This window comes from Paenibacillus brasilensis, from assembly GCF_009363115.1.
In the GTDB taxonomy this organism is placed as follows: domain Bacteria; phylum Bacillota; class Bacilli; order Paenibacillales; family Paenibacillaceae; genus Paenibacillus; species Paenibacillus brasilensis.
On sequence record NZ_CP045298.1, the window covers coordinates 1,960,641 to 1,986,624 of the forward strand.

Consider the following 25,984-nt stretch of genomic DNA (forward strand, 5'->3'; position numbering starts at 1 on the left):
AGGTAATTATTTGCTTTCGCGTTGGCGCTCATTCAGAATATCCAGGAAAGCCTGGCTGAAACGCAGCGTTTTTTGTACATTTGGATCTTTAAGCATTTTGAGCAGGCCAAACAGACCTACACTGCCGTCCGTAGTTTGTACGCGGTCGTTAGCTTCAATGGCAGCAGAAGCCAAACCTTTTGCCGACTCTGTAACAGGCTTCACAAACTCTCCCATGGAGCTTTTCATATCTCCGAGAAAGACAGGGTCAGTTGCCAAACTGCGGGCTACATCATAAACGTCGGTCATCAGAGTAACCATCTCAGTCAACTTGGGCAGATTCTCTACCAGCACGGTCAGCGATTGCTGAACCTCCGGTTTCATCAATTGGTCCAGTACATCCCGAGACTCTTTGGTAGCTTCTTGTGTTACAGCCACCTCTTGTTGGTTTTCAGACATGCGTGAACTTCCTCCTTTACTGTGAAAATAGAAGTCCATTCCTTTCTCATAACCTGTATCTATAAACTCTAGCAATAAAAACGTTCAAAGAATTCGCGCCCTTAAACATGCAAGAAGCACAGCTTAAACCAGGCCTATACCCTAAAGGGCAAGACTGATCATCGCAGATGCCAATTGTATATTGCTCGGACGGTATTCTGTTGTTGTTACTGCTGCGGAATATCTCACGAAGCACTTCTCCGTGACTACAACAGGTCGAAACGGAACCCTATACCTCTATATTACACTGTTTACAACACTAACGTCGAAAAAATTTTAAATTTGCACAAATTTCTGCAAATTTTATTTGTTATTTTAGATAAAAATTAGAATAAGCTCGATTTTTGTCCAAATTTACCGTAAAAAAAGGGGGTCCTCCGAAGTATCGGAATCATCAGGAGACTCTAAATGACCAGGAGATGACAGCGGCACACCGGACTCGATGAACTCCTCTACATCACGGGCAGCTTTAACCTGATTGCACTCATTGCAGGCACATACACAATTGACTGGCGTCGTGTGCCCACCTTTAGCCCGTGGCAGTAAATGATCAATGGTATCACCATAGCCGCCGCAGAAAAAACAGGTATAACGATCACGCTTGAGCACGTATTGGCGAAATTCTTTGTTACTGTAGAGTCTGCGAACAGTGTATGGATTTACAATCACCGCCATGCGCTCTCTAACCAGAGTCATCGCCAAATCAAGCTCAATCTCCTGATGCCAGCGTCTCCCCTGATCGGTTTTGCCTCTCAGCCGAATCATGCCATTGCGATTGAGCCGCAGCGCACGGGTATCCGCAGGCTTCAGCCTGCTGAGCAGATTCCGCACCCGTTGCCGATGGCGTTCGCGCGCCTTATCTGTGACCGGCTTCCTGCGGGGTGGGTAAGGCAGCAGTTCAGGCTGTACCGATGTATCCAGACATGGGACATCCTCACCTGCCCCCGGGTTATGTCGCGCCGTGGAAGCAGCCAAGGGCTTTATTGCCTCGCCGGAAGGGGTAGAAATGGCTACACGCTCTTGTGTGGCTAAGCCCCGGCAGGAACGGCAAGGGCCACGTCGGGAGTACGGACCTGCCCGGCGACCGGTTCTGCGCTGAAACTCCGTCAGCGGCTTCAGCTCCTGACAATACGTACATTTTTTCATCAGCGGCTCGCCCGCTTCATTCCTGTTTTGCTGCGGTTCCGTCATGTTCATCCCTCCTTCCTCCGTCGCTCATATTTCATCGGTGGCCTGAAATTCGTGCCCCTGTTAAGTTAGATCCATTTTATCGTGTTCACGTTTCCTTTTCTAGCCATTGTATGGCTGCAACGATCAGGTATAACAAATTTTAATGATTTGGCATACGTTATACAGCGATGCCTATTCTTCGTTTAGCATCTATATTCACCGTCTGACGTTTAGCCCCCCTCACTTGGTGGGTAACTTGTTATATATGGAGGAGGGACGCACATGAAAAGGAACCATACGATGATGCAGTTTTTCGAGTGGAATGTCGAAGCAGACGGTTCACACTGGAAGAAACTTGCCCGCCTGGCACCGGAACTAAAGGCTAAAGGAATTGACGCGATATGGATTCCACCTGTCACCAAGGGTCAATCGCCCGAGGATACGGGATACGGCGTCTATGACCTTTACGACCTGGGCGAGTTTAATCAAAAAGGTGCGGTACGCACCAAATACGGTACCAGGGAAGACCTATTGGAGGCTGTTGCCGCCTGTGTTCGCCACGGCGTAGCCGTCTATGTCGATCTGGTCATGAACCATAAGGCCGGCGCAGATGAAACCGAAGTGTTCAAGGTCGTCGAGGTTAACCCGGATAACCGCAATGAGGTTATCTCTGAGCCCTTCGATATCGAAGGGTGGACTAAATTTACATTTCCCGGACGTCAAGGTCAGTATTCCACATTCCAATGGAATTTTGAACATTTTAACGGAACCGATTATGATGCAAGCCAGGACCGGACAGGAATTTATCGTATTTTAGGCAAAAATAAAAGCTGGAGCGAAAATGTAGATGATGAATTCGGCAATTATGATTATTTAATGTTTGCCAATATTGACTATAATCATCAGGATGTGCGCAGGGAAATGATTCGCTGGGGCAAATGGCTGGTGGATACCCTGCAATGCAACGGATTTCGTCTGGATGCGATCAAGCATATCAATCATGAATTTGTACGGGAATTCGCCACGGAAATGATCAAAAAACGTGGACAGGATTTTTATATGGTAGGCGAGTTTTGGAAACCGGATCTGAAATCATGCCAGAAATTCCTGGATACCATTGATTATAAAATCGACCTGTTCGACGTATCCCTCCACTACAAACTACATAGCGCTTCCTTGAGTGGAAAGGATTTCAATCTAAGCACCATTTTCGAGGACACGCTGGTCCATACTCACCCCCTAAACTCGGTCACTTTTGTCGATAATCATGATTCCCAGCCCCATGAAGCGCTCGAATCCTGGGTGGAGGACTGGTTCAAGCCCAGTGCCTATGCGCTCATTCTGCTTCGCAAAGACGGTTACCCCTGCGTATTCTACGGGGATTACTACGGTATTCAGGGAAAAACACCCGTGAAAGGCAAGCAGGCCGAGTTAGATCCGCTCCTGTATGCCCGATACCACAAAGCCTATGGGGAGCAAAAGGATTATTTTGACGATCCCCATACGATTGGATGGGTGCGTCAGGGTGTTCCTGAATTGAAAGGCTCCGGCTGTGCTGTAGTGATTACCAATGCAGACAAAGGGGAAAAACGAATGTTCGTAGGGAAACAGCGTGCTGGAGAGCAATGGACTGATTTGACGGGACATCACGACCACTTTATAACAATCGGGCAGGACGGCTACGGCGTATTTCCGGTTCGTGCTGGCAGCGTCTCGGTATGGGCACTTCCTGCCGAGGATGACAGCCCGGAAGCAGAAGACGATGTGGAAGCTTAACTTTATCCAACACAAAGAGGACAGGATGCGAGGAAGCGCCCTGTCCTCTTTGGTATCATCAATTACTCCGTCACCTTGCTTTGGTTGGCCACAGCCTGCTTTTTCGCCTCCACATGACTCGGATCACCCAAATAGAAGCGTCGGATCGGATCTATATGATCGTCCAGCTCATACACCAGCGGAATACCTGTCGGAATATTTAAATCCAGCAATGCGGTTTCGTCCAGATTCTCCATATACTTGATCAATGCGCGCAAAGTGTTGCCATGCGCGGAAATGATAACCCGATCCTTTTTGAGGATCAATGGCACAATCCGCTGCTTCCAAAACTCACCGACCCGGTGCACCGTATCCTCCAGACTTTCCCCCAGCGGCAGCTCCTCTGGCTTAATATGGCGATAACGCTCTTCTCTGCGTGGACTCCGCTCATCCTTCTCATCCAGCATGGGAGGTCGTACTGTCAAGCTGCGCCGCCAGATATGAACCTGTTCCTCGCCGTATTCAACGGCAGAATCCAGCTTGCTAAGCCCTTGAAGAGCGCCATAATGGCGTTCATTCAGCTTCCAGGACTTCTGCACAGGTATCCACAAATGGTCAAGTTCATCCAGGATGTGATACAACGTGCGGATGGAACGTTTTAGCACAGAGGCAAACGCCAAATCAAATGTATACCCGGCCTCCTTGAGAATACGCCCGGCCTCGATGGCTTCATGCGTTCCTTGTTCAGTTAGGTCCACGTCCGTCCAGCCTGTGAACAGGTTTTGACGGTTATACACACTTTCTCCATGTCTCACCAACACTACTTGATACATACACCCACTCCTCTCCTGTTTGTCATTATGTTTATGTTTACCCAACTTCTATGTATTTAACGTAAAATACAATTTTTAAAACGTTTCTTCTATGGTATCCGTTCTATACAATAGTTACCTAATACAACATTAACGTGGTGTCGTCTTAAACTAACAAAAAAAGCTGTCGAGACTTTCTCGACAGCCGGGACTGACCCCATAACGTGAGACAAATCAAAACACCTTCAAGAGAATCAAGCCATGTCGTAAGATATGGAGATAACCTTGGAGGTGTTTTTACGTTGGCAACGAGAGTGAGTTACCCCCTAGAAATAAAGATGCAAGCGATTGAATTGAGATTGGCAAGAGTTCCGGTAAGAGAGGTTATGGAGCAACTGGGAATACGAATAAGACACAGCTAAAAACATGGATGAGGTGGTATCGAAAAGGTGAAATGCATCAATGTACTGTACGCCATTCGCCATTAATTAAGCGAAAAACTTCAGTAGTATTCCAACATTTTTGAAGTTTTTCTTGTCCATCTTCTCCTGCTACGTAATTGTGTAAATTATAACTCAACACAGCCAAATCACCAGTTTCACTGACAGCGACATCTGAATTGAGTTATTCACTCCGAACAATATTAGGATTTATATAGCCTGACATTTTGTCACTACCGTATGTGACAGAAAAACACTTAGAATCACAGAGGAAGTTTTAACACATTAACAATAAATGAGGAGGGGAGATTTTCATTGTGTATGATAAAAATTTAACGAGGCGTGAAAGGGGAAACAGGTATGACCTATTTATGAAAAACAAACCAGTAACAAGAGTGTTTTAAGGAAAATAAGTAATTTCTAGGGTTAACATACATGTGGAAAAAAAGGAATTTACCGTTTGTTAGGACACAATAGCGTTTGTGAAAATAATAATGAGTAAAGATAATTGCAAATCCACTCTTGCCCTAAAACAGCAAATAACTACCGATACAATATGAATAGAGGAGAGGAATATCTTTATGAAAAAGCATTGTCAAATTGCATCTACAGGTTTAGTCCTTTTAATGGCTGGAAGTTCTCTGTTATACACAACACCAACCTCAATTGTAAAAGCGGAGTCCATTCAAAATGTATCTAGTCCGTTACAAACAAGCACTCAAAGTGAACGTAATTCCGTCAAAGAGGCAATGCGGGATACATTGCAACTTGGATATCCTGGGATACTTGCTAAAACTTCTGAGGGTGGAAAAACATGGAGTTATGCCGCTGGGTTAGCGGACCTGAGCACCAAGAAACCAATGAAAACAGATTTTCGCTTTCGCATTGGTAGTGTAACGAAGACGTTCATTGCAACAGTTCTACTTCAATTATCTGGAGAGAACCGTTTGAATCTAGACGACTCCATTGAAAAATGGTTGCCTGGTGTCATTCAAGGAAACGGATATGATGGTAACCAAATTACTATCCGGCAGATATTGAATCATACAAGTGGTATCGCTGACTATGTAAATTCAAAAGACTTTGATTATACGGATACAAAAAAATCGTATACGGCTGAAGAATTCGTAAAGATGGGGATTTCTCTTCCCCCAGACTTTGCCCCAGGAAAGGGTTGGTCTTATTCAAACACAGGATACGTAATACTGGGGATCCTTATTGAAAAAGTAACTGGAAACAGCTATGCGGAAGAGGTTGAAAATCGGATTATTGAACCGCTTGATTTGTCAAATACATTCCTACCTGGCAATTCAAGCGTGATTCCAGGCACCAAGCATGCCCGTGGCTATTTCCAACTAGACGGAGCAAGTGAGCTAAAAGACGTTACTTATATTAACCCAGGTAGCTCGGATGGAGATATGATTTCTACTGCTGACGATTTAAACAAATTCTTCTCTTACTTACTCAGTGGTAAATTACTGAAGGAACAGCAACTAAAACAAATGCTTACTACAGTTCCTACAGATAGAGAAGGAACCGGATATGGTCTTGGGATCTTTGAAACTAAGCTTCCAAACGGTGTCTCGATATGGGGACACAAAGGTAGAGTTCTAGGGTTTACCACTTTTGCTGGTGGCACACTTGGAGGCAAGCATACATTGGTCGTCAATTTGAACAGCTTTAAAGCTGATAGTCCTGATCCATTTAAAAATATTTTACTTGCTGAATTTAGCAAGTAGGCAAAAAGGAAAACAATGGTTTAAACTGGGCTCCTTAGAGCATGTCAAAAAAACTAACAAATAAGTATTTTAGGAGGGTATTATGAAAAAGAAAATGATTATTGCACTTGGTGTTTTTGCTATGATACTGACTAATTTTGTAGGAAGTACTTATGCAGACTCGAAAACAGGAGTTTCTGTTACAGCTCCCTACAATACAAATCAAATAACGGAATGGTTAGAAATGCATGCAAAGCCTTTAAAAACAACTAATCCAACTGCATCTTTTAATGATTTAAAACCACTTAAGAATATGGTAGGTTCAGCTTCAATTGTAGGTTTAGGTGAAGCTACGCATGGGGCTCATGAAGTTTTTACAATGAAACAACGCATTGTTAATTATTTAGTATCTGAAAAGGGATTCATCAACTTAGTTTTAGAAGAGGGATGGGACAGAGCTTTGGAGCTTGATCGATATGTTCTTACTGGTAAGGGAAACCCAAGCCAACATCTATCACCTGTATTTAACACAAAAGAAATGTTAGATCTACTTAGTTGGATTCGACAATATAATGCTAATCCAAAACATAAATCTAAAGTGCGTATCATTGGGATGGACATTCAATCAGTAAACGAGAATGTCTATAATAATATAATAGAATATATAAAAAGAAACAATTCAGATCTTGTGCCTAGAGTAGAAGAGAAGATAAAAGGTCTTATTCCTGTAACAAAGGATATGAATACTTTTGAGAGCCTTACGAAAGAAGAAAAAGAAAAGTATATTTCAGATGCTAAACAAATCAGTGCTTTATTAGAACAAAATAAAAGTTATCTAAACGGAAAATCCAAAGAGTTCGCATGGATAAAACAAAATGCTCGTATTATTGAACAGTTTACTACAATGTTAGGAGGAACATCCCCTGATAAACCATCGGATTTTTATTTGAAACATGATATTGCAATGTATGAAAATGCGAAGTGGACTGAAGAACATTTAGGGAAAACCATAGTTTGGGGACATAATGGACACGTTTCGAAAACAAATATGATTCCATTTATATACCCTAAAGTAGCTGGGCAGCATTTAGCAGAATATTATGGAAAACGGTATGTATCTATTGGAACATCTGTTTATAAAGGACAATATAATGTCTATAATAATGATGGTGAATTTGGCCCATATGGAATATTAAAATCAGATGATCCAAACAGTTATAATTACATTTTTGGACAGGTCAAAAAAGATCAATTTTTTATTGATTTACGTAAGGCGAACGGAGTGACAAAAACTTGGTTAAACGAACAACACCAAATTTTCGCTGGAATAACTAAAGAAGGCCCTGCTATACCAAAAACTGTTGATATATCATTAGGTAAAACGTTTGATATACTTGTTCAAATTCAAAAAGTCAGTCCATCTCAACTACATCAATAATTTGTAATAATGTGCGAGAAGGCTTGCTTAAGGGCACAACGATTCGTGAAAAGTTTGATTTGGTTGGAATCGGGTTATCGAACTTGGGAAACAATATCCTCAGGCCTTTCAATTTATTAAGCAGTATTCGTTCTCGCCTTATATTTACGAAGAAGTAGAGCAAGAAGTCTATACCGGCGGATGGTGTGCGCCAATGAACGAGTTATATCAAGAAGCTATCCAGGAGAAGTTATTTTTCCCGATGAATCCGAAAATGATGGTGCAGATGCATTACGGGACATTTGTTTATATGCTGAAGGCCCATCGACATGGAATCTTCGAGTTAAGCAGTGAGAGCGTTAGTGGTGCAATCCGTTTGTGTTGGAATGCTGTAACTCTTAGAGATTTAACATAGGTAGATGGACAATAGTCGCCCTCAAAGGAAGTTCGATAACAACCTTTGAGGGCGGCTTCTGTTTTATGGATGGTTTATTACAAAAAAATGGAGTTAGGTACACAACTTTATTGTCTGTAAACAAAATCCCGTTACCGTCCCAACGCATGTCCGAATCACCATGAACCATCGTTCCAAGCGTAGCAGCTTGGCTACTACTACAAATGTAAATTACGCACCAACTTATTTACATTTTATTACGTGGGGATGTGTTTTTATTTTTATCTCAAATAATCCATTTTATAGAATAATTATGATCGTTATGTGGGATTGGGAAGAGGAATATTTCTGCATAAGGAAGGAGGGGTTTCTGAGGTTCCTGACTGAACATAGTGATGTTTATTCAGATACATACGATTGTACTGATTCATTAGTTCGTCCAAAAACATAGCCTGCTCAAGTACGCAAGCATGTCCAAAATCATATTGTTCATAAAGATCATGCAATCGTTGTCTGGCACTTTCTATCTGTTGATTTAACGTTAAATTTGCATCATTGTTCATGTGCATTACCCCCTGATAAATCTCATTTTAAGAGGTAATGAACAAATACATCATGATCTTTTTTTAGCTAAAACAACAAAATAAACAAAAAAAGCCAGCCGAAGGGCTGGTCCATAGTAAGAATTAGAAATTGATTAAAATGACCCAATGTGTCCTTGAACTTGGATTGTGCTTGAGCTTGGGATTCCGGTTGGGAACTGGTAGTGCGAATACCAGTAAAAAGCTAGTTGCTACAAATAGCAAAGCCGTCTTTTCGATCATTCCTTTCCCACATGTTGTACCGAGCTAGTATTCCAGGTTCAGCATATGCTCTGAAACGCTCAAACAAACCAACACAATTAGTTATAAGAAGCGCGTGTTTAAGAGTAATAGCTTTTTCAAAAGCATCTATCAAACAATTGAAACCATATGAGTATCTGCCTTTATTCAGGTTATACTTGGCTAACTTATACCAGAATCGTACAGTTTCTTCGAGTATAACTTGCTGCTCTGTTAATGTGCTCGCATATACTTGATCTCGATAAGCTTCAATTTGGGGTTCAAATCGCTGAAGAATATGATCAATGTCGATGTCGTACCGGTTAGCTACTTCTATAACGTTTAAAAGTTCAGCAAAAATATGTTTTTTGCCTGATATATGGCCAACGTAATCCGTCAGCACGCTAATATCTCCAGACATAAACCTATTTACGTAAGTATTAATTTTGGCCCATTGCTGAAATTCACCTAGCCAATGGAGTGTATCTGGATCAGTTTCCTTAACCCAGCTTAGATCGGTATAACCACGTATATGCTCTAAAGCCTGCTCATGATCTCCATTTGCATCACAAGCATGTGCGCACATTAATTCAGCATAGGCTATGTATACAAAAAGAGGTCTGCTAAGTTTCTTATCCAGCTTAATTTTCCGCTTGGAATTATGAACCAAATCGTACTGAATTTGTCCTAACTTATACATTCGGCGTGAAAATGTATAGACCTTATCCCACATACTTAATGATCTATACACGTTGGCCAAGTCCTTGAAAGCATCCAGTTGGTCAAATTCGTCCAAACGGTCGACAAAAGGTTCAAATTTAGCAGCCGTTTGAAGATTTTGAGCCTGATCTTTCCCTATTCGGATACTAAACAACCGATACTGGCACAAAGCAAGCCGTTCTGAATGCTGCTTACTTTCACTCTCAGCCACGTTTTCATAAAGGTAAGCTGCTGTATCCCGATACCCTTTGTGGAACAAATCCTCAGCCAGTTCAAAGAGTGAATGAGTGTAGACCGGATTATCCAGAAACTTACTTACAGCACGCTGTAAGCAATCAAGTCGCCCTAACTCAACACAACGATACAAGAAAGGTTTTATTCTCCGCCAGTTAAGTGGAGTTTCTTCAACGCACTCTTCAACGAATCGCTCATAAAAATAATCCGGTGGTAAATTCATGCCCAACGTAATGCGATCCAGTTGATTAACAGATAAAGAACGATTGCCTGTGATGATGCCGCTAACTGTAACTACATTCAAATTAGTGATATGGCCAAACTGGGTCATACTTAGGCCTTTCTGTTTAAGATATCTTTCAATTTCTGCCCGAATCGTAGGTGTTATTTCCATGAATAAATCACCCTTTCAGCGTGAGCTTTGGAATGTGCAAATTTAAACAAAAAGAAGAATTGGAAAACTCGTAATATAATGAAATATTTGTATGTTTTCAATATACCATCTATTTGCACAACAATAAATACCCCTTTTTGGAGAAGATTGGATTGTGTATGCAAAAAAATCACAGGTGACAGTTCAGAGCATTTAGTGGGTTCCTATCATCTGATAAGGAGGACATCAATTGAAAAGAACAGGTATGACACGTTCCCTGGATACGTTAGGCCGGATTGTTATTCCCATGGAAATCCGAAACAGCATGGGGATTAAGATTGGCGAGCCTTTAGAATTTTTTATGAACGTTGAAAAAGGTTTTATGGGCATAGGAAAGTATAGTAGCGGGGTTTCCTGTAATTTGTGCAATTCATTTCAGGATTTAACCTATTTCAATAGCTTACTTTTATGTAAGCAATGTATACTCGACCTGAAGGGAAATGTAGGTGTTAGTCCCATTCCTGCCCCTGTTGTTAAGCAGCCTATGTACAAAGAAAAAAAAGTAAATCGGTCGACACAAGAACTGGTTGAAAGCCTGAGAAGACTTGTCCGCGAGCATCCAGCAGCCAAGCAGAATGAATACGCGAAAAGGCTTGGCGTGTCACAAGGCCGTATTTCCCAGCTTAAAAAGTTATTATAGCGTGCGATGACGTTATCTTCATGATTATACTTATGGAGGTGTCAGTGATGGGGAATTGTTTTAAAACAGAGGAAGAAATTTATTTGTTGTCTGAACACGTACATCCCTTGGATAAGGGTTTTGAACTATTTCATCTAAATTATAGACAAAATGATTGGGCAGAAGCGGATCGCGTCGCTGATTACATTTTAAGTATGGCCGAACGCAGTTATAACAGCAGACAAAAATGGGGTGACGTTGTTCCTCTAAATCAGATGCTAAAGCATCCACTTATATTTTGAGGAAACATTGCCCGGATTCATCACAATTTTTGAGGCAGCAAACATAAATGAATGGAATATAGACGAGTATTATTATAATATTCCCGATCAGCTAGCTATCTATAACATAAATCAGCAGCGGTATGATATCGCCATAGTAACAGCAAAGCCGCTTGCATCAGCAGGTGGTCCTCAGGCTGTCGAGATTTTCTCGGCAGCCTGAGGACGGCATTCAGCCGTCCTCTTTTCCTTATCCTGCACCTATCTGCACATTAAAGTGAAACTATTAATGAATCGCAGGCACTTAGTCCCTCTTGCTGAATTTGGCCAACAGATCCAAAATCCGCACATACAGCCACACTAAAGTCACCAGCAGTCCAAAAGCTCCGTACCATTCCATATATTTGGGTGCGCCTTGATCAGCTTGTTCCTCAATAAAATTAAAATCCACCAGTAGATTCAAAGCCGCAATAATCACGATAAATAAGCTGATGCCGATGCCAAGCCAGCCCGATTCATGGATATACGGAACATTCATACCGAAAAAGTTCAAGATGAAATCGACCAGCGTGACCAGAGCAATCGCCAGCGTACACAGAACTACGAATGAGATAAAGCCTCGTGTCACCTTGATGATTCGCTGTGTGTACATAAAGAGCATCAAGAACAGGATACCCACGGTCAGCAAAATAGCATTGGCTACAATGCCGGGATATTCATACTCCATAAAAGCTGAGATACCGCCCAAGGCAAAACCACTCAGAATCGCATATACAGGCGAAAGGAGCGGCGCAGTTTTGGGAAAAAAGGAGATCGCAAGGGCTACGCCAACCATGCCAAGCGCGCCTGCGGTCAGCAAGGATAGCACCTCTACAGTTCCTTGGTAGGTCATGTACCAGGTAATACTGCCAGAGACGATGAGCAGAACCAGCAGCAGTAACGTTTTGTTCACCGTTCCTCCAATGGTCATGCGCTGTTCGCTAGCTTTTCTTTCATCTTCACGTAAAAAGATATCATCTCGTAAAACCGGATTGCTAAAGCTCATACAGGGTGCTCCTTTTCGATGTGTTATTTTCTATGCCTGACCTATAGTTTCTCTATGCTGTATATGTATATATCGGTACAAGCTCAAAAAAGTTTCAGAAAATTTCCAAACAAACAAAAAACTCTAGCTCGCCTTGTGGCAAAGCTAGAGTTAGAGGATCAGTCGTTACAGATTAAAAATCAGCTGTAGCAATTTGGATGGTGCCCGTAACAGCTCCGGCTGCAGTAGCCTGGAGAGCGGCTACCAGCAGCAAAGCAACTTCCAGCGTAAGACTGTTGGCTGCCGGAATAACATAAGTGATCACAGGTGCATTGACACGGGTAACGACAAGATTGACCGGATTGGCCCCCGTATTATTCACGGTAATTGTAGCATTACTGCCGCCATTCAAGTTTTCAAAAAAGGATTTACCCACACCCGCAGCGAGATTGTAGAATTGCGAAGGTAAAAGAATCGCCATAGTTTTCACCTCCCCTATATTTGATAGTGTATTCTATGCTTCCAATCTATGATTGCAACGTTAATTGACTCAGGAATAAGACACATTTTAAAAGAGTTATAGATTAACGTACCTTAACATACACGAAAGAGGGGCTGCCCTCTCAGATTCTTGGCAGAACCTGCGGACAACCCCTTTTTAAACAATGATAACCTCACTTACAGCGACAATACTCCTATTTTACGAGAATGCTCAATTCCTGCGGATTAAAGCGGGAAAGGGCGGAGACCTTCACGCGGATATTGCCAGCCTCACCCTGGGTGCGAATCCAGAACGCAATACGTCCACCGATTAGCGATAAACTGGCTGGACCAATCAATTCTCCCACTCCCTCGACCTCCACCGAAACGGGATCAGCATAGAACGGCAAGACATTGCCGTATTCGTCCAAGGCGTCCACCACAACTCTCGTCACGTCCCAGTCGCCCGCCTCCAGCAGGGTATCGTCTGCGGTTACCCGCAGCTCGGTCGGCACCGGATTACGAGAGTAGCGTCTGCGAATCACTTCTTGGCCTTCCACATACCCGATAAACACCGCATCTTCCCACTTCATACCCCAGTGGCCTGTCAACTCGTCGATAACGACGGGAGGATGCGGGAGTGCCGGGTACTTCTCTTGGTTCGGACGATAAACCCCCTTGCGCTCATCACCGTAAATAAACTCCACCTCATCGCAATTGGTGAACACAACCAAGGGCACGACGCCTCCGATATTTCGCTCACCACGGGACCAATAAGTGACTGGTTCCATCACAATTTCCTGTTCGACACGCTTCTGGCTGCGGTACACATTCGCCGCAAATTTAGGCAGACGGAACATATCCATGACGCCGTGGTAGCAAATCTTATCACCGGAACCAAAGTCGGCATGTGTATTATAGTCAAAAGCACACCAGCCAATCGCTCCGGCAATGCCCTCATCGGCATAGGAAGCATTCTGCACCCGCGTATGGCGCAGCGCATGCTCCATCACCCGTTCCTCCTGATCAAAACGTTTGGTCGGATACATATGCCCGTTATATTCTGTCACCAGATAAGGGACGGGATGATCCAGCTTTGTAACAAAAGACGGCTGGCGCAAGCCAGTTGTTTCGCCATCTACGCCCTCTGTATCGTCATACGTATCGTAATTGCGAATTTCCTTCGCCAAATATTTCATATGCCCACCGTCATGGACAAAATCGTTCATCGTATATACATCTTCCAGCAGCTCGCTGCCTGCAATATAGCGCACACCGCCCGTAGCTCGGGTCGGATCAAGCTTGTGTGCAAGCTCGTTAGTACGCGCGTACAGATCATGGTCATCCTGCGATTCATTAATCCGTACACCCCAGATCACGATGGATGGATGATTACGATCACGGATAATCATGTCCTCTACGTCCTTTACCGCCTGTTCTTTCCACGCTTCACCACCAATATGCTGCCAGCCCGGAATCTCCTCAAAAACGAGCAATCCAATCTCATCACAACGATCCAGAAAATGACGGGACTGCGGGTAATGCGATGTCCGTACCATGTTCAGTCCCAATTCCTCTTTGAGTACATCGGCATCGCGACGCTGCGCTCTTTTGGGCATTGCATAACCAATATATGGGTAAGACTGATGGCGATTCAAGCCGAGCAGCTTGATCTTCCGCCCGTTCAGGTAAAATCCATCCGGCTGGAATTCAGCCTCCCGAAACCCGAAGCGCACGATTAGCTGATCCAATGCTTCCCCGTTACGCAGCAGCGTCAGCTCTGCTTCGTACAGCTTGGGATCGTCCAGCTCCCACAGCTGTATGCCGTTTAGCTCTTTCAGTTCCAGTGTCATATCGCCCGCAGTCACTGCTGTCGGGCCAGTCTCCGCCTTCAAGCTGTCTCCATCCAGCAGCCGTAAGGCGACCGTCAGATCGTCCTGCTTAGCATCCATTCCCTCCAGCCCGACAGCTACACGTACCCCTTTGCTTGCCGCCAACGCCTCTGGTGTCTGGACGAATACCGCTCCGAAATGTACAGACTCGACGACTCGTAGCTGCACCTCCCGGTAAATGCCACCGTAGGTCAGGTAGTCGATAACTGCCCCAAAGGGAGGAATGTCGTCCCGTTCCGTAGAATCGGCGACAACGGTGAGCATATTGGAACCGCCGTATTCAGCAAGCTCGGTCAATTCAATGCTGAACGGTGTATAGCCGCCTTTATGCTCACCCGCTTTTACTCCGTTCAAATATACCTGTGCATAGGACATAACCCCTTCAAAATCGACATACAACCGCTTACCCTTGGCATCTGCCGGAATATCCAGTTTCCTTTTATACGTAGAAATAAACTGAAACGCCTTGTCGTCAAAATAGTTATACGGCAGCTCCACATTGGTGTGCGGAAGCAGAACGGGTTCATACCGATTCACATCAATACCTGAATTCACTTCGCTCTCAACATACTCGGGACGATAGAACCACTGGTCATTCAACGGCAAAATGGTACGCATGGGCAGTCACCTCAACCTTTTATTTTTCACTCTTATACCATAGTAAAATATAAAAGTAAAAATAACGAGTAAAACTTAGTAAAATAATTATATTTTTAATGTAAGCACTTACAAGTTAATTGTCAATTCCATTTTTGTATTCGCCCATAGCACAAACAGCCCCGGTACACCGGAGCTGCTTAAATTCATTTGTTATTTCTAATTTGAATGAGTATACAGCGGTGCACTGCTGTTGCGAATCATCAGCTCAGTCGGAATAGTGACTTTGCGTCCTACCTCGTTCGGACCGTTACGCACCGTATGCAGCAAAAGCTGAACGCCCGTCTCCCCCATCAGTTCGGGATACGTTTTGACCGTTGTTAGGGATGGCGTCAAATATTCAGCTGTCGGAATATCATTGAAACCAACAATTGAGATACGTTCCGGGACAGCAATGTGATGCTGCTCCAGCGCCTTCAATGCTCCAATAGCCACTGAATCGCTTGCTATGAAGAAGGCCGTAGGCAAACGTTCCGGACCTGCCAGGATCGCGGCTTCCATCGCGAGAAAACCGTCCGCCGCTGTTCCTCTGCACTCATGCACATCATCCGATGTGCATAATCCGTGCTGCTCCTTGTACTGCAAAAAGGTCTCATAGCGGGCATCCAGCTCGGCCCGTTCTGAATCATGAGCTTGCTCGTCCTGTCCCATGCCCACATATCCGATATGGCGATGACCCGCGTCCATCAAATAATCGAGCGCGTCAGCCGCAGCGCGCGCGAGGTCAATGACTACATAGTCTGCGCCCGTGCGCTCCACCGGGTGATCCAGAAAGACACAAGGAATAGGCAGCTCCAGCATGTGTTCTATCTCTTTGCTGCTAAAATGCCCCAGCACGATGAGTCCGTGCAGCCCTTCAGACAACGTCTTCAGGGCGGCCAAATCTTCCCGTCTGAAAATACGCTCCAGCTGCGCCCCGCTTTGGCGGCATTCTTTCTCCACGCCAAACCGGATAGACAGATAATAAGGGTCCTCCAATTCATGGTACGCACTCAACCAGTGTACCATCCCCAGTCGGATCGGCCCCTCCGCCTTTTTGCGGGGCTGACGGCCGATACCGCCATTTTTACGTTTAACAGTCGTGTATTTCATCCGTTCGGCAACCTCAAAAATTCTACGCCGTGTTTCCTCTGACACTGACAGTGTTTCATCATAATTCAATACTCGGGAGACCGTTGAAATAGAGACCTCCGCCTCCTGAGCGATATCTTTTAACGTAGGCATTGCAGACTCCTTTAATCGTTTTACTTCATTTTTACTTTCTTTTACTGTTATCTTACTCGCCGCACCCGTGCAACACAACCCGTCATCTGAGAACCCAATCCATTTTTTTCATATATAAGCCCAATCATGATAAAATACATATCATTAGAGTTTTAGAAAATTCCCATTATATCAGTAATGATACCAAGGAGGATATACACATGAAACAGGAACTGATCGACCGCCTGACCACTTATGTTCAGGTAGATACCCAATCCGACGAAAGCAGCCACACCTGCCCCACCACGCCAGGACAGCTCACATTGGGCAATCTCCTGGTGGGTGAATTGAAAGCCATCGGTATGACGGACGTAACCATTGATGATAACGGTTATGTGATGGCAACCCTTCCTTCCAATACGGATAAAGAAGTTCCCGTCATTGGCTTTCTCGCGCACCTGGATACGGCAACCGAGCTGACTGGCGCAGGGGTAAAGCCGCAACTGACGGAAAATTATGACGGAGGAGATATCACGCTGAATGCGTCGCTTGGTGTGGTTCTTTCTCCGCGTGAGTTTCCCGAATTGGCGCAATATAAAGGCCACACATTGATTACCACAGACGGTACCACCCTGCTTGGCGCAGACAACAAAGCCGGGATCGCAGAAATCATGACAGCGGTACACTACCTGATAGATCACCCAGAAATCAAGCATGGCAAGATCCGCGTTGCCTTTACACCGGACGAGGAGATTGGAAGAGGACCGCAACGCTTTGATGTAGCTGCTTTTGGCGCTAAATATGCTTATACCGTGGATGGCGGCCCCCTTGGAGAACTGGAGTATGAAAGCTTCAACGCGGCAGCCGCCCATATTACCATCCACGGGGTGAGTGTCCATCCCGGTACGGCTAAAAACAAAATGGTCCATGCTGCCAAAATCGCCATGGAACTGCATAGCCGTCTGCCTGCGGACGAAGCCCCGGAATATACGGACGGCTACGATGGATTCTACCATCTACTGGAAACCACAGGCACGGCAGAACAGGCAAAACTACACTATATTATCCGTGATTTTGATCGTAAGAGCTTTGAGAACCGGAAGGCTTATGTAACGAACGTGGTGAAAGAGCTGCAAGCCGCTTACGGAGAAAATCGCATCACACTGGAGCTGAGAGATCAGTATTACAACATGAAGGAGAAAATCGAGCCGGTCAAACATATCGTGGACATTGCTTATGAAGCGATGAAGAAGCTGAATATTGAGCCTATCATTAAGCCAATCCGTGGTGGTACAGACGGTTCACAGCTGTCCTATATGGGACTGCCTACACCGAATATTTTTACGGGTGGAGAGAACTATCACGGTAAATTTGAATATGTATCCGTGGACAACATGGTGCTTGCAAGCAAGGTTATTGTTGAAATCGTTCAATTATTCGAACAGCGCGGCAAGTGAAACAATGCAGCAGCTGGCCAATAATCTGACATCCTACATCGTAAAATAAGTAATCGGTATAAAAAAGGGAGCCACTGATCGCAATATGCGCAAAAGTGTGCTCCCTTTATTTACATAAGCCCTGCTGGACCTTATCATGGAAATCCAAAGCTCACACCTAATGAGAAAAGACACATGATTTGAAGGAAATAGGTGGGTTAACCCTTTAACTGCATCTGCCACCGGAAGAGCAATACTTAGAAATGCCAAGACCATAGTTACCGGGATTAATGCCTTTTTCATGAGGAAGCCCCCTTAAACGGGTTGACCAACTTTAAATAATATACGCGGTTCCCTCTATCTTCATAACCTTCGTACTTCCTCGTCATTATTGTGAAGCAATTGAACATATTCGGGCAGAAGCTCTACGAATAGTCGGTTTCCTGCTGTGAAATCCGCCAAGAAGATGAGAGATATAGCCCCCTCCTCACGAGTGGTTTTTTTAGAAGCTACAGTATCGTCTGGGTAACTACGTTACGAATTAGTGCGTACTTTTCAAGCAGATACCCGAGCCTTACAATCAAACCTGTGCATGGAGTCCATGAATAGATAACACTTAACAGAACATGTACTCGTTAATCAAATACAAATTCACCAAAGGAGTGAAGTTAATAACATGGAGCTTCAATTAGCTTTAGACTTAGTAGATATCCCGCAAGGTATTGCATTGGTAAAAGAAGTAGAATCGTATATTGATATCGTTGAAATCGGTACGCCGATTGTCATCAATGAAGGACTTCATGCGGTAAAAGCAATGAAAGAAGCATTCCCGAATCTGAAGGTACTTGCTGACCTCAAGGTTATGGATGCAGGCGGTTATGAGGTGCAAAAAGCATCCGAAGCCGGGGCTGATATCGTTACAATTCTGGCTGTAGCTGAAGATGCAACGATCAAAGGCGCAGTTGAAGAGGCTAAAAAACAGGGCGGCAAAAAAATCCTGGTGGACATGATTGGGGTTAAAAACCTGGAGCAACGTGCCAAAGAAATCGACGCGCTCGGCGTAGACTATATTTGTGTGCATACAGGCTACGATCTGCAAGCGGAAGGACAAAGCCCGTTCGAAGCACTGCAAACCGTTAAAAAAGTCGTAAAAAACTCCAAAACAGCCGTGGCTGGCGGCATTAAGCTAAGCACATTGGCTGAGGTTGTGAAGGCTCAACCGGATCTGGTTATTGTCGGCGGTGGGATCACTGGCGAGGACGACAAGAAGACTGTGGCTTCTCAAATGCAACAGCTTATCAAACAAGGTTAATTCCAATGGAAACCTCTCAATATTTATCCCAGGTGCTCAAGGAGCTGCAACTGGTTCCACAATTGATCAGTAATGCGGAATCGGAACGGCTGATTCACTCCATCACTGCTGCGAACAAGGTGTTCGTAGCCGGGGCGGGCCGTTCAGGATTCATGATCCGTTCGCTGGCAATGCGGCTGATGCATATGGGAATTCAAGCATACGTGGTTGGAGAAACCGTAACTCCCGGCCTGGGTAAAGGTGATTTGCTGCTGATAGGCTCAGGCTCCGGTGAAACCAAAAGCCTGACCTCCATGGCGGAAAAAGCCAAGAAGCTCGGGGCCTCCCTGGCGCTTCTAACCACTTCGCCAGCGTCCACCATTGGCAAGCTGGCTGACATCATCGTCAAGCTGCCTGGCGCCCCCAAGGACCCGGCCAACAAGGATTACCAGACGATTCAGCCTATGGGCTCATTGTTTGAGCAAACCCTGCTGCTGTATGGCGACGCGTTGGTACTCAAAACGATGGAGCTGCGCAAGCTGACTTCCGAGTCGATGTTTGGTCAGCACGCCAATTTGGAATAGAGCGCTATACCTCTGCAATAACAAGGCAGGCTGCCTTTTACATGTCAAAACATGTGAAGGACAGCCTGCTTTTCTGCTTCATAAGAGAAATACTCATAACAGGCCGGGGTTTATGGTTATCAAGACTTAATTTTGAATAGCCCAGTAAGATAGGGGCATGAATCACAAAGAACATATATTCATAGAAAGAATGCCAGCACAGAAATAAGGATGGCTGAACCATCCTCGGTATATTCCAGATATCAAACAGAAAATAAACTCCTAGACTGTCACTGTCTCATTTAACTAACGTTTCCCGTTACTTGAATAAATCGTTTCTGAATCTGAGTATCGTCTGTTTGGAAGAATCCCCACAGAAAAAGCGCCGGCTCACGATATTATCATGAAACCGACGCTTATTCGATCGATTCCACATATACGTTCAAATGGAGTCTATGTTAGGAAGCCCCGTTAATTGATGATATGGAGCTGCTTTAACAACCGTTCCAAGAGCACCACTGCTGCTGACGTATAGTGAGGCCGCTCTATAACTCCAGATCGAACTCTCGTTGAATTTGAATACGCCCAGCTTCTGTAATTAGAATAGAGCGCCTCGCAGGTCCCCTGGAGATAAAACCCAGTTCAATAAGACGGCGAGTGATGCCAACCGCGATAGGACCTCCAATATGGTAGTGCCGTTCAGTCCAGTCGATGTGGCGAGGAATTGAGCATGCAAGCCTGTTTAAACCGTCTATTTTCACTCCGAACTCTATGAGCCACTTTTCTCCTAATGCAGTAAGTCGGTACTTTTCATCCGATTCCTGAATGTACTCCTTCTTCAATAATGCATTGGTAATCGCTACCCCAAGCTCGCCGGCCAAATGCTCATAACATGTCCTGGCAAAACGGAGCGCCTTTGCTTGATCAGATTCACGCAAGGATCGAGTAGGAGCAGGAGTCGTGAGAGAGGCCATTTCCTCCATAACTTCCGCCACTTTCGAACTTGCCAGTCGATAATAACGATGCCGCCCTTGCGGCTCCATAACTATAAGCCCTCCTTTGACCAACTTGGTGAGGTGAGCGCTAGCCGTTTGTGGCGACACTTCGGCAATATAGGCCAGTTCGCCTGCGGTTAGTGGCCGCCCATCGACAAGAGAAGCCAGGATCGTAGTACGTGTCGGGTCGCCAAAGAGAGCTGCGATAGAAGCTATATTTTTGTACATATTCATATTTCGATGATACATGAAATAATGGCATGCTACAATCTCATAAAATAAAAAAGAAAGTTGGGGAAGTGAATATGCAAGGATTGACAGCAGTCAACCAACAACATACAACCGCTCGCTACTGGGCAATTATTGTTACGGCTGGGGTTGGTTTTTTTCTATCTACACTGGATACGGGCATTATGAACGTGGCGTTGCCAACACTTGGACAGACTTTTCACATCAATGTTAATGTCGTTGCTTGGACGGTGACTCTGTATCTACTTTCACTTAGTTCCACAATAATCGTTTTCGGCCGTATTAGCGACCGGGTCGGTCGAATGAAGGTTTATTCAATGGGTTTGGCCGTATTTGCTATCGCATCCATTCTGTGCGGAAGTGCACTTTCCGTTCCTCAACTGATATTGTTTAGGGGGCTGCAGGGAATTGGAGCTGCGATGCTCCAAGCAACATCAGCGGCTATTATCACCACTTGCATTCCAAAAGAAAGGCAAGGGGCTGCTTTAGGGACCTTGGGAATGATACTTGGACTTGGCAATGTATTGGGACCAAGCGCTGGAGGACTGCTTCTCTCATTCGTAGGATGGCGTTGGATTTTTTGGATAAACATCCCTATTTGTGCAATGGGACTGTGGGGGTGCTATAGGATTATAAGGGTGACAAAAGAGGAAGTTAGTCGAGTTCCTCTCAACTTAGTGGGCAACTTTCTTCTGGGTATTGCTATATTTAGTCTTCTCTACGGACTTTCGGCAGATTCATTACCCGGATTTCCAGGGATGCTTCCATACTGCTTCTTTACGTTAGCTTTAATCGGCTACATCATGTGGGATACTCGAGTAACGAACCCGATAGTTCCATTGTCACTATTCCGCAGCGGTGCTTTTGTTGTCCCGATACTGTCCCAAGTTGTCCTGGGCTTCGCCACTGCAATTGCTTTTATCGTACCGGCATACTATCTTGAAGGGGTAACCCACCTTATGCCATGGCAGGTCGGATTAGTGAATTTAGCAGCCCCGTTAGGTCTCGTTATGCTGTCCGGGCTTTCGGGAAAGCTTGTCGGTTCCTACGGCATAATTCCGTCAACGTTATCAGGACTGGGGATCATGTGTATTGCTCTTTTTACGTTAAGTACAATGCAGCTCGACTGGCATAGCATTACATTTGGTGCTTTATTGCTGTTCTACGGTTTTGGCGCAGGTTTATTTATTCCCGCTAATCTAGCGGCTATTATGGGTTCGGTAGGCCTTGAATTACAGGGAACAATCGGATCTGTTCAGCGAATGGTGCATAATATTGGGCTCGCCGTGGGCACTTCAACGGCCGCCTTAATGATTCGGCTTAACTCAAACTCAGGGCTATTGGCTTTTCGTGAACTTTGGATTTTGGCAGCTTGTACAGTACTGCTTGCTTTACTCGCTATGGCCTCATTGCACTTGTTCCACTGGTACTGTTCCAGAAAAATATAGTTTCACATGTTAGGTGAAAATAAAGTCTTAGACTGCCGCTGTTAATTGATAACTGCCCTTTAGTTGAACCTGCAACAACAATTTAACGTTTACCCTTCAAGTATTTAAAATACTTATAGAGTCCATAAACAAATACAACTGCTACAATGAGAGGTGTGAACTCTGGAATCATTATCGAAGCCATAAGAACATCAGAATAAAGTAACAAGTCAATTACACCGAATACGAAAATGGAAAGTATTATAGTTTGAAATTTATTATAGAAAATAAAAGAGCCAGTGTATGCTTTTCTAAATAATCCTATTTAAAGCCTCCCTCTTGTAATTGATTAACATTACGGTATGGAAACAATAAAAGTTCCATTTGTTATCCAGCCCTTTGGTCATACCCCTGTCAAGTAGACAGATCTAAAAAGACATCTTTAAGCAGCAACCGTTTCTCGGTATTCAATCGGGGAACGGTTGTTTAATTTTTTTTGAAATCTATTTTCATTATAAAATGAAATGTACTCCCGTACGTGTTGCTCTACCTCCGCTAGGGTTCCGGGTTTCGTTAAATAAATCTTCTCTGTTTTAAGATGAGAAAAGAAGGATTCTATACAGGCATTGTCTAGGCAATTTCCACGCCTTGAATGGCTTGGAGGTATACTGAAACCCCTGGTCTGAATGGAGAATGACACCCTCCATGTTCACATTCTTACTTAGAACGTCTAGCGTCTCGCTAACTAGAGCAAGGTCATTTCGCTCCGAAAGACACCAAGCCACGATTTCATTGTTAAACAGATCTTGAATGACAGAGAGATATACAAACCGCTCTCCAGCTCGTATGTATGTAATATCGGTAACCAGCTTGGATAAAGGAGCATCTGCCTGAAATTGTCGATCTAATCGGTTGGCATTTACCACAGATGCCTGTTTGCCGAAAAAGCGCCGCTTCTTTCGAATGACGGAACGGATCCCCAATTTCTTCATTAGGCGGTACACCTTTTTGTGATTGACCAAGATACCTTCTCTACGTAAAGCAACGGTCATACGCAGATAACCAAAATAGGGATGAATCCGGTGGATCGACAACATATGCGATTCCAGGAGCTCTTCCTCTTGTTTACGCTGCTGGGTTGTTTGCTGAGTCTTTCTCCATTTATAATATCCTGCCCGAGAAACATGGGCTAATTCAAGTAACCATTTCACCGAATATCGTGTTCGCATTCCCTCAATAATTTCAAACCTTGCTTCTTTCCTCGTCACTCCTTGTGTAGATTTGGATACTGCTTTTTTAAATATTCAATCTCCGCCCGTAGATACGCCATCTCTTCTTCCATACTGGAAAATTTCGTTTTGGGTCGTCCCTGCCTTGTGGTCGTTGGCTGGAGCTTCTCCCCCGCTCGATATTTCATCACCCAGCTTTGCACTTGGGATTTACTACGAATGTCCAATTGTTTCGCCACTTCACGAATACTCATATGTTCTTCGTTCACCAACCGGACTGCCTCCATCTTTACATCTAAGGATTATTGCCGGAATGATTGTCCCTTTTTAGCCATGAAAAATCCCCTCCGTTCAACAAGATTAAGTCCATCTTACCAGATGTCTTTTTTCTCTTGTCTACTAGAAGGGGATAATACCACTTTGAAGACTTTTTCCACGCATAACTGCCCGTTAGCTTAATGAAGAAACGTCAGTCTATCCTGAAAATATCGCTCCGTAGAACACCTAAAAAAGGCAACAAGAAAGCGACCCTCCGGCAAACAAAAAAATAGCCAGGGGCATTAGTAATGTATGGTTTGCATAACGATCAGGAAGCTGCCGTATTCACAGTAATTGATACACCTAATGACTCCAGTTTCTTAATGGAATGCTTGATGATCACATCCCGTTTTCGTTTCTCGTAGTAGGTTGGACCTAGCTCGATGTAGGGTTGTTTCCGCTTAAGAATATAGTAAACCATAGATAATATACTGTGTGCTACTGCAACCGTCGCTCGGTTAGCTCCCCGACGCGCGGAAATCCGATGATACTGGCTGGATAAATACGTTTCTTTTGTTCTAGCCGCAGCCTTCGCAGCTTCTACAAGCGTACTTCGGAGTTTCTTATTTCCTTTTCGCGTCTTGCCGGACAATCGTTTTCCGGCGCTTTCATTCTGACCCGGACACAGCCCTGCCCAAGAACATAAATGGGCGGCGGAAGGATACTGATTCATATTAGAGCCAATTTCGGCTAGAATAGTCTCTGCTGTTCTTCGTGCCACACCTGGGATGGTGTCAAGCAGTTCCAAGTCTTCATCAAAAGGGAGCATGCGCTTTTTAATTTCCTCATCCAACCTGCCAATCTCTTCGTCCAAATAATCGACGTGACGGAGCTGAGCTCCCAGCATCAGTTTCTGATGAGGGCCCATTAAGCCGTTCAATGCTCGCTTCAAATCCGCTTTTTTGCTTTTCAACTTTCGTTTTGCCAGATCAGATAAAGCTTCAGGATCGGTTTCGCCAGCAATCATCGCCTCAATCATTGCACGTCCTGATTTCCCAAGCACATTGCTGGCAACCGAGGAAAGCTTGATGTTTGCTCCTTCCAGTACCTTTTGAATGCGGCTGACTTCCCGAGCTCGCTCTTCGATGAGACTACGGCGGTAGCGAATCAATTCCCTCAGCTCTCTTTGCTCGCGATTTGGGATAAAGCTACCCTTCAATAGACCATGCCGGAGCAATCCAGCAATCCATTCCGCGTCTTTGACGTCAGTCTTGCGTCCCGGAACATTCTTGATGTGCTGGGCATTCACAACAAGAGTCTCAATCTCCTCAAGCTCCAACAGGTTGTAGATTGGTTTCCAATATGCTCCAGTGCTTTCCATCGCTACATGAGTGCATTCCTTGACTTTGAGCCAATCTACAAGCAAAATTAAATCGTCGGTCATCGTGCCAAACGTACGGATTTCTTTACCTTCAGGCGTGATGGTGCAGGCAACGATGTTCTTTTTATGAACGTCAAGTCCGCACACATGACTGTAAACAACGTCCATTCGTAGCCTTCTCCTTACGGCAGCAAGATTGAAGGGGCTGGTGCAACAACCACATATGGTTATTCTATCCTGCGTGCTTCCAAATTCGGAGCAACAATCTGTGGTGCACCTGGTCGTTAGGGTCAGTCTAATACTCGGGCTCGAAGCACCATTGACTGCCGACCTGCCTTCGCCAGCCGTAAGTAAATTATATCGCATGCCTACCATTTTCATCATCTGTTGGTGCTGCGTTAGCGGCATGGGCGTCTAATACTTTTATTTCCCAGTCTAGAACTTTATTTTCTTCATATAAACATCATTTTCATTTGTGCTGCATTCATTAACGTACCGAAAAGATGCTATTTTACTGAATTCTTCTCTTTAGCCTACGAACTCTGCGTTTTGTTGGCGGAACCTCTCTAACCTTAGAGCCAGTACGCCCCTACTGGGACGCTGTGCTC

22 protein-coding genes and 1 pseudogene are annotated in these 25,984 nt (G+C 44.6%); 10 read left to right on the forward strand and 13 right to left on the reverse strand.

What is annotated here, in order from left to right:
* Positions 1 to 6: 6 nt before the first annotated feature.
* On the reverse strand, positions 7 to 438 hold the full coding sequence (locus GCU48_RS09245) for a DUF1641 domain-containing protein (protein ID WP_152379807.1): 432 nt from the start codon (positions 436 to 438) through the stop codon (positions 7 to 9).
* Positions 439 to 831: 393 nt separating this feature from the next.
* Positions 832 to 1,668: an HNH endonuclease gene (locus tag GCU48_RS09250; protein ID WP_152379808.1), complete on the reverse strand. Its 837-nt coding sequence runs from the start codon at positions 1,666 to 1,668 to the stop codon at positions 832 to 834.
* Positions 1,669 to 1,929: 261 nt separating this feature from the next.
* On the opposite strand from GCU48_RS09250, the gene GCU48_RS09255 reads away from it, so the two are divergent.
* Positions 1,930 to 3,423, forward strand: coding sequence for an alpha-amylase (locus GCU48_RS09255; RefSeq protein WP_152379809.1), 1,494 nt, complete (start codon positions 1,930 to 1,932; stop codon positions 3,421 to 3,423).
* A gap of 62 nt (positions 3,424 to 3,485) precedes the next feature.
* Here the strand turns inward: GCU48_RS09255 and gpmA are convergent, their stop codons facing one another.
* Together gpmA and GCU48_RS27780 are read right to left on the reverse strand one after the other, a co-directional pair.
* Entirely contained in the window at positions 3,486 to 4,235 is a 750-nt protein-coding gene (gene gpmA / locus GCU48_RS09260; RefSeq protein ID WP_025716436.1) for a 2,3-diphosphoglycerate-dependent phosphoglycerate mutase, read from the reverse strand.
* 438 nt (positions 4,236 to 4,673) lie between these two features.
* The gene (locus GCU48_RS27780; RefSeq protein ID WP_244316152.1) at positions 4,674 to 4,796 is read right to left on the reverse strand and encodes a hypothetical protein; all 123 of its coding nucleotides are present in this window, start codon (positions 4,794 to 4,796) and stop codon (positions 4,674 to 4,676) included.
* Between the two features lie 439 nt (positions 4,797 to 5,235).
* Here GCU48_RS27780 and GCU48_RS09270 point away from each other — a divergent pair, with 439 nt between their 5' ends.
* The 3 genes from GCU48_RS09270 (at position 5,236) to GCU48_RS29110 (ending at position 8,204) form a co-directional block, all read left to right on the forward strand.
* Positions 5,236 to 6,393, forward strand: coding sequence for a serine hydrolase domain-containing protein (locus GCU48_RS09270; RefSeq protein WP_152379810.1), 1,158 nt, complete (start codon positions 5,236 to 5,238; stop codon positions 6,391 to 6,393).
* Positions 6,394 to 6,475: 82 nt separating this feature from the next.
* Positions 6,476 to 7,810, forward strand: coding sequence for an erythromycin esterase family protein (locus GCU48_RS09275; RefSeq protein ID WP_152379811.1), 1,335 nt, complete (start codon positions 6,476 to 6,478; stop codon positions 7,808 to 7,810).
* A 115-nt stretch (positions 7,811 to 7,925) separates the two neighbouring features.
* Entirely contained in the window at positions 7,926 to 8,204 is a 279-nt protein-coding gene (locus GCU48_RS29110) for a TetR family transcriptional regulator C-terminal domain-containing protein (protein WP_425280866.1), read from the forward strand.
* A 299-nt stretch (positions 8,205 to 8,503) separates the two neighbouring features.
* Here the strand turns inward: GCU48_RS29110 and GCU48_RS09285 are convergent, their stop codons facing one another.
* Together GCU48_RS09285 and GCU48_RS09290 are read right to left on the reverse strand one after the other, a co-directional pair.
* Positions 8,504 to 8,746, reverse strand: a complete 243-nt coding sequence (locus GCU48_RS09285) for an aspartyl-phosphate phosphatase Spo0E family protein (protein WP_152379812.1) — start codon at positions 8,744 to 8,746, stop codon at positions 8,504 to 8,506.
* A gap of 223 nt (positions 8,747 to 8,969) precedes the next feature.
* The gene (locus tag GCU48_RS09290; RefSeq protein ID WP_152379813.1) at positions 8,970 to 10,352 is read right to left on the reverse strand and encodes a helix-turn-helix domain-containing protein; all 1,383 of its coding nucleotides are present in this window, start codon (positions 10,350 to 10,352) and stop codon (positions 8,970 to 8,972) included.
* Between the two features lie 229 nt (positions 10,353 to 10,581).
* Here GCU48_RS09290 and GCU48_RS09295 point away from each other — a divergent pair, with 229 nt between their 5' ends.
* Together GCU48_RS09295 and GCU48_RS27785 are read left to right on the forward strand one after the other, a co-directional pair.
* Positions 10,582 to 11,031 carry an AbrB/MazE/SpoVT family DNA-binding domain-containing protein gene (locus GCU48_RS09295; protein ID WP_152379814.1) on the forward strand — a complete coding sequence of 150 codons (450 nt, stop codon included), beginning with the start codon at positions 10,582 to 10,584 and terminating at the stop codon, positions 11,029 to 11,031.
* Between the two features lie 47 nt (positions 11,032 to 11,078).
* Positions 11,079 to 11,312 (forward strand): hypothetical protein, encoded by a 234-nt coding sequence (locus tag GCU48_RS27785; protein WP_244316154.1) that lies wholly within the window; start codon positions 11,079 to 11,081, stop codon positions 11,310 to 11,312.
* 283 nt (positions 11,313 to 11,595) lie between these two features.
* Here the strand turns inward: GCU48_RS27785 and GCU48_RS09305 are convergent, their stop codons facing one another.
* The 4 genes from GCU48_RS09305 to GCU48_RS09320 form a co-directional block, all read right to left on the reverse strand.
* Positions 11,596 to 12,336 carry a Bax inhibitor-1/YccA family protein gene (locus GCU48_RS09305; RefSeq protein ID WP_152379815.1) on the reverse strand — a complete coding sequence of 247 codons (741 nt, stop codon included), beginning with the start codon at positions 12,334 to 12,336 and terminating at the stop codon, positions 11,596 to 11,598.
* 172 nt (positions 12,337 to 12,508) lie between these two features.
* The gene (locus GCU48_RS09310; protein WP_025720906.1) at positions 12,509 to 12,796 is read right to left on the reverse strand and encodes a hypothetical protein; all 288 of its coding nucleotides are present in this window, start codon (positions 12,794 to 12,796) and stop codon (positions 12,509 to 12,511) included.
* Positions 12,797 to 13,010: 214 nt separating this feature from the next.
* Positions 13,011 to 15,305: a glycoside hydrolase family 2 protein gene (locus tag GCU48_RS09315; RefSeq protein ID WP_152379816.1), complete on the reverse strand. Its 2,295-nt coding sequence runs from the start codon at positions 15,303 to 15,305 to the stop codon at positions 13,011 to 13,013.
* 198 nt (positions 15,306 to 15,503) lie between these two features.
* Positions 15,504 to 16,568, reverse strand: a complete 1,065-nt coding sequence (locus tag GCU48_RS09320; protein WP_152379817.1) for a LacI family DNA-binding transcriptional regulator — start codon at positions 16,566 to 16,568, stop codon at positions 15,504 to 15,506.
* 200 nt (positions 16,569 to 16,768) lie between these two features.
* Here GCU48_RS09320 and pepT point away from each other — a divergent pair, with 200 nt between their 5' ends.
* The 3 genes from pepT to hxlB all read left to right on the forward strand — a co-directional run bounded on the left by pepT (position 16,769) and on the right by hxlB (position 19,858).
* On the forward strand, positions 16,769 to 18,004 hold the full coding sequence (gene pepT, locus GCU48_RS09325) for a peptidase T (RefSeq protein ID WP_152379818.1): 1,236 nt from the start codon (positions 16,769 to 16,771) through the stop codon (positions 18,002 to 18,004).
* Between the two features lie 655 nt (positions 18,005 to 18,659).
* Complete coding sequence (gene hxlA, locus GCU48_RS09335) at positions 18,660 to 19,295, forward strand: 3-hexulose-6-phosphate synthase (protein WP_152379819.1); 636 nt, start codon at positions 18,660 to 18,662, stop codon at positions 19,293 to 19,295.
* 5 nt (positions 19,296 to 19,300) lie between these two features.
* Entirely contained in the window at positions 19,301 to 19,858 is a 558-nt protein-coding gene (gene hxlB, locus GCU48_RS09340; protein ID WP_152379820.1) for a 6-phospho-3-hexuloisomerase, read from the forward strand.
* 524 nt (positions 19,859 to 20,382) lie between these two features.
* Here the strand turns inward: hxlB and GCU48_RS09345 are convergent.
* On the reverse strand, positions 20,383 to 21,081 hold the full coding sequence (locus GCU48_RS09345; protein ID WP_244316156.1) for an ArsR/SmtB family transcription factor: 699 nt from the start codon (positions 21,079 to 21,081) through the stop codon (positions 20,383 to 20,385).
* 11 nt (positions 21,082 to 21,092) lie between these two features.
* Between GCU48_RS09345 and GCU48_RS09350 the strand changes: the two genes are divergently transcribed.
* Positions 21,093 to 22,529, forward strand: a complete 1,437-nt coding sequence (locus tag GCU48_RS09350; RefSeq protein WP_152379821.1) for an MFS transporter — start codon at positions 21,093 to 21,095, stop codon at positions 22,527 to 22,529.
* A 421-nt stretch (positions 22,530 to 22,950) separates the two neighbouring features.
* On the opposite strand, the pseudogene GCU48_RS09355 reads toward GCU48_RS09350, so the two are convergent.
* A pseudogene (locus tag GCU48_RS09355) lies at positions 22,951 to 24,024 on the reverse strand (IS3 family transposase).
* Between the two features lie 299 nt (positions 24,025 to 24,323).
* Positions 24,324 to 25,544, reverse strand: a complete 1,221-nt coding sequence (locus GCU48_RS09360; RefSeq protein WP_152379822.1) for an IS110 family RNA-guided transposase — start codon at positions 25,542 to 25,544, stop codon at positions 24,324 to 24,326.
* Positions 25,545 to 25,984 lie beyond the last annotated feature (440 nt).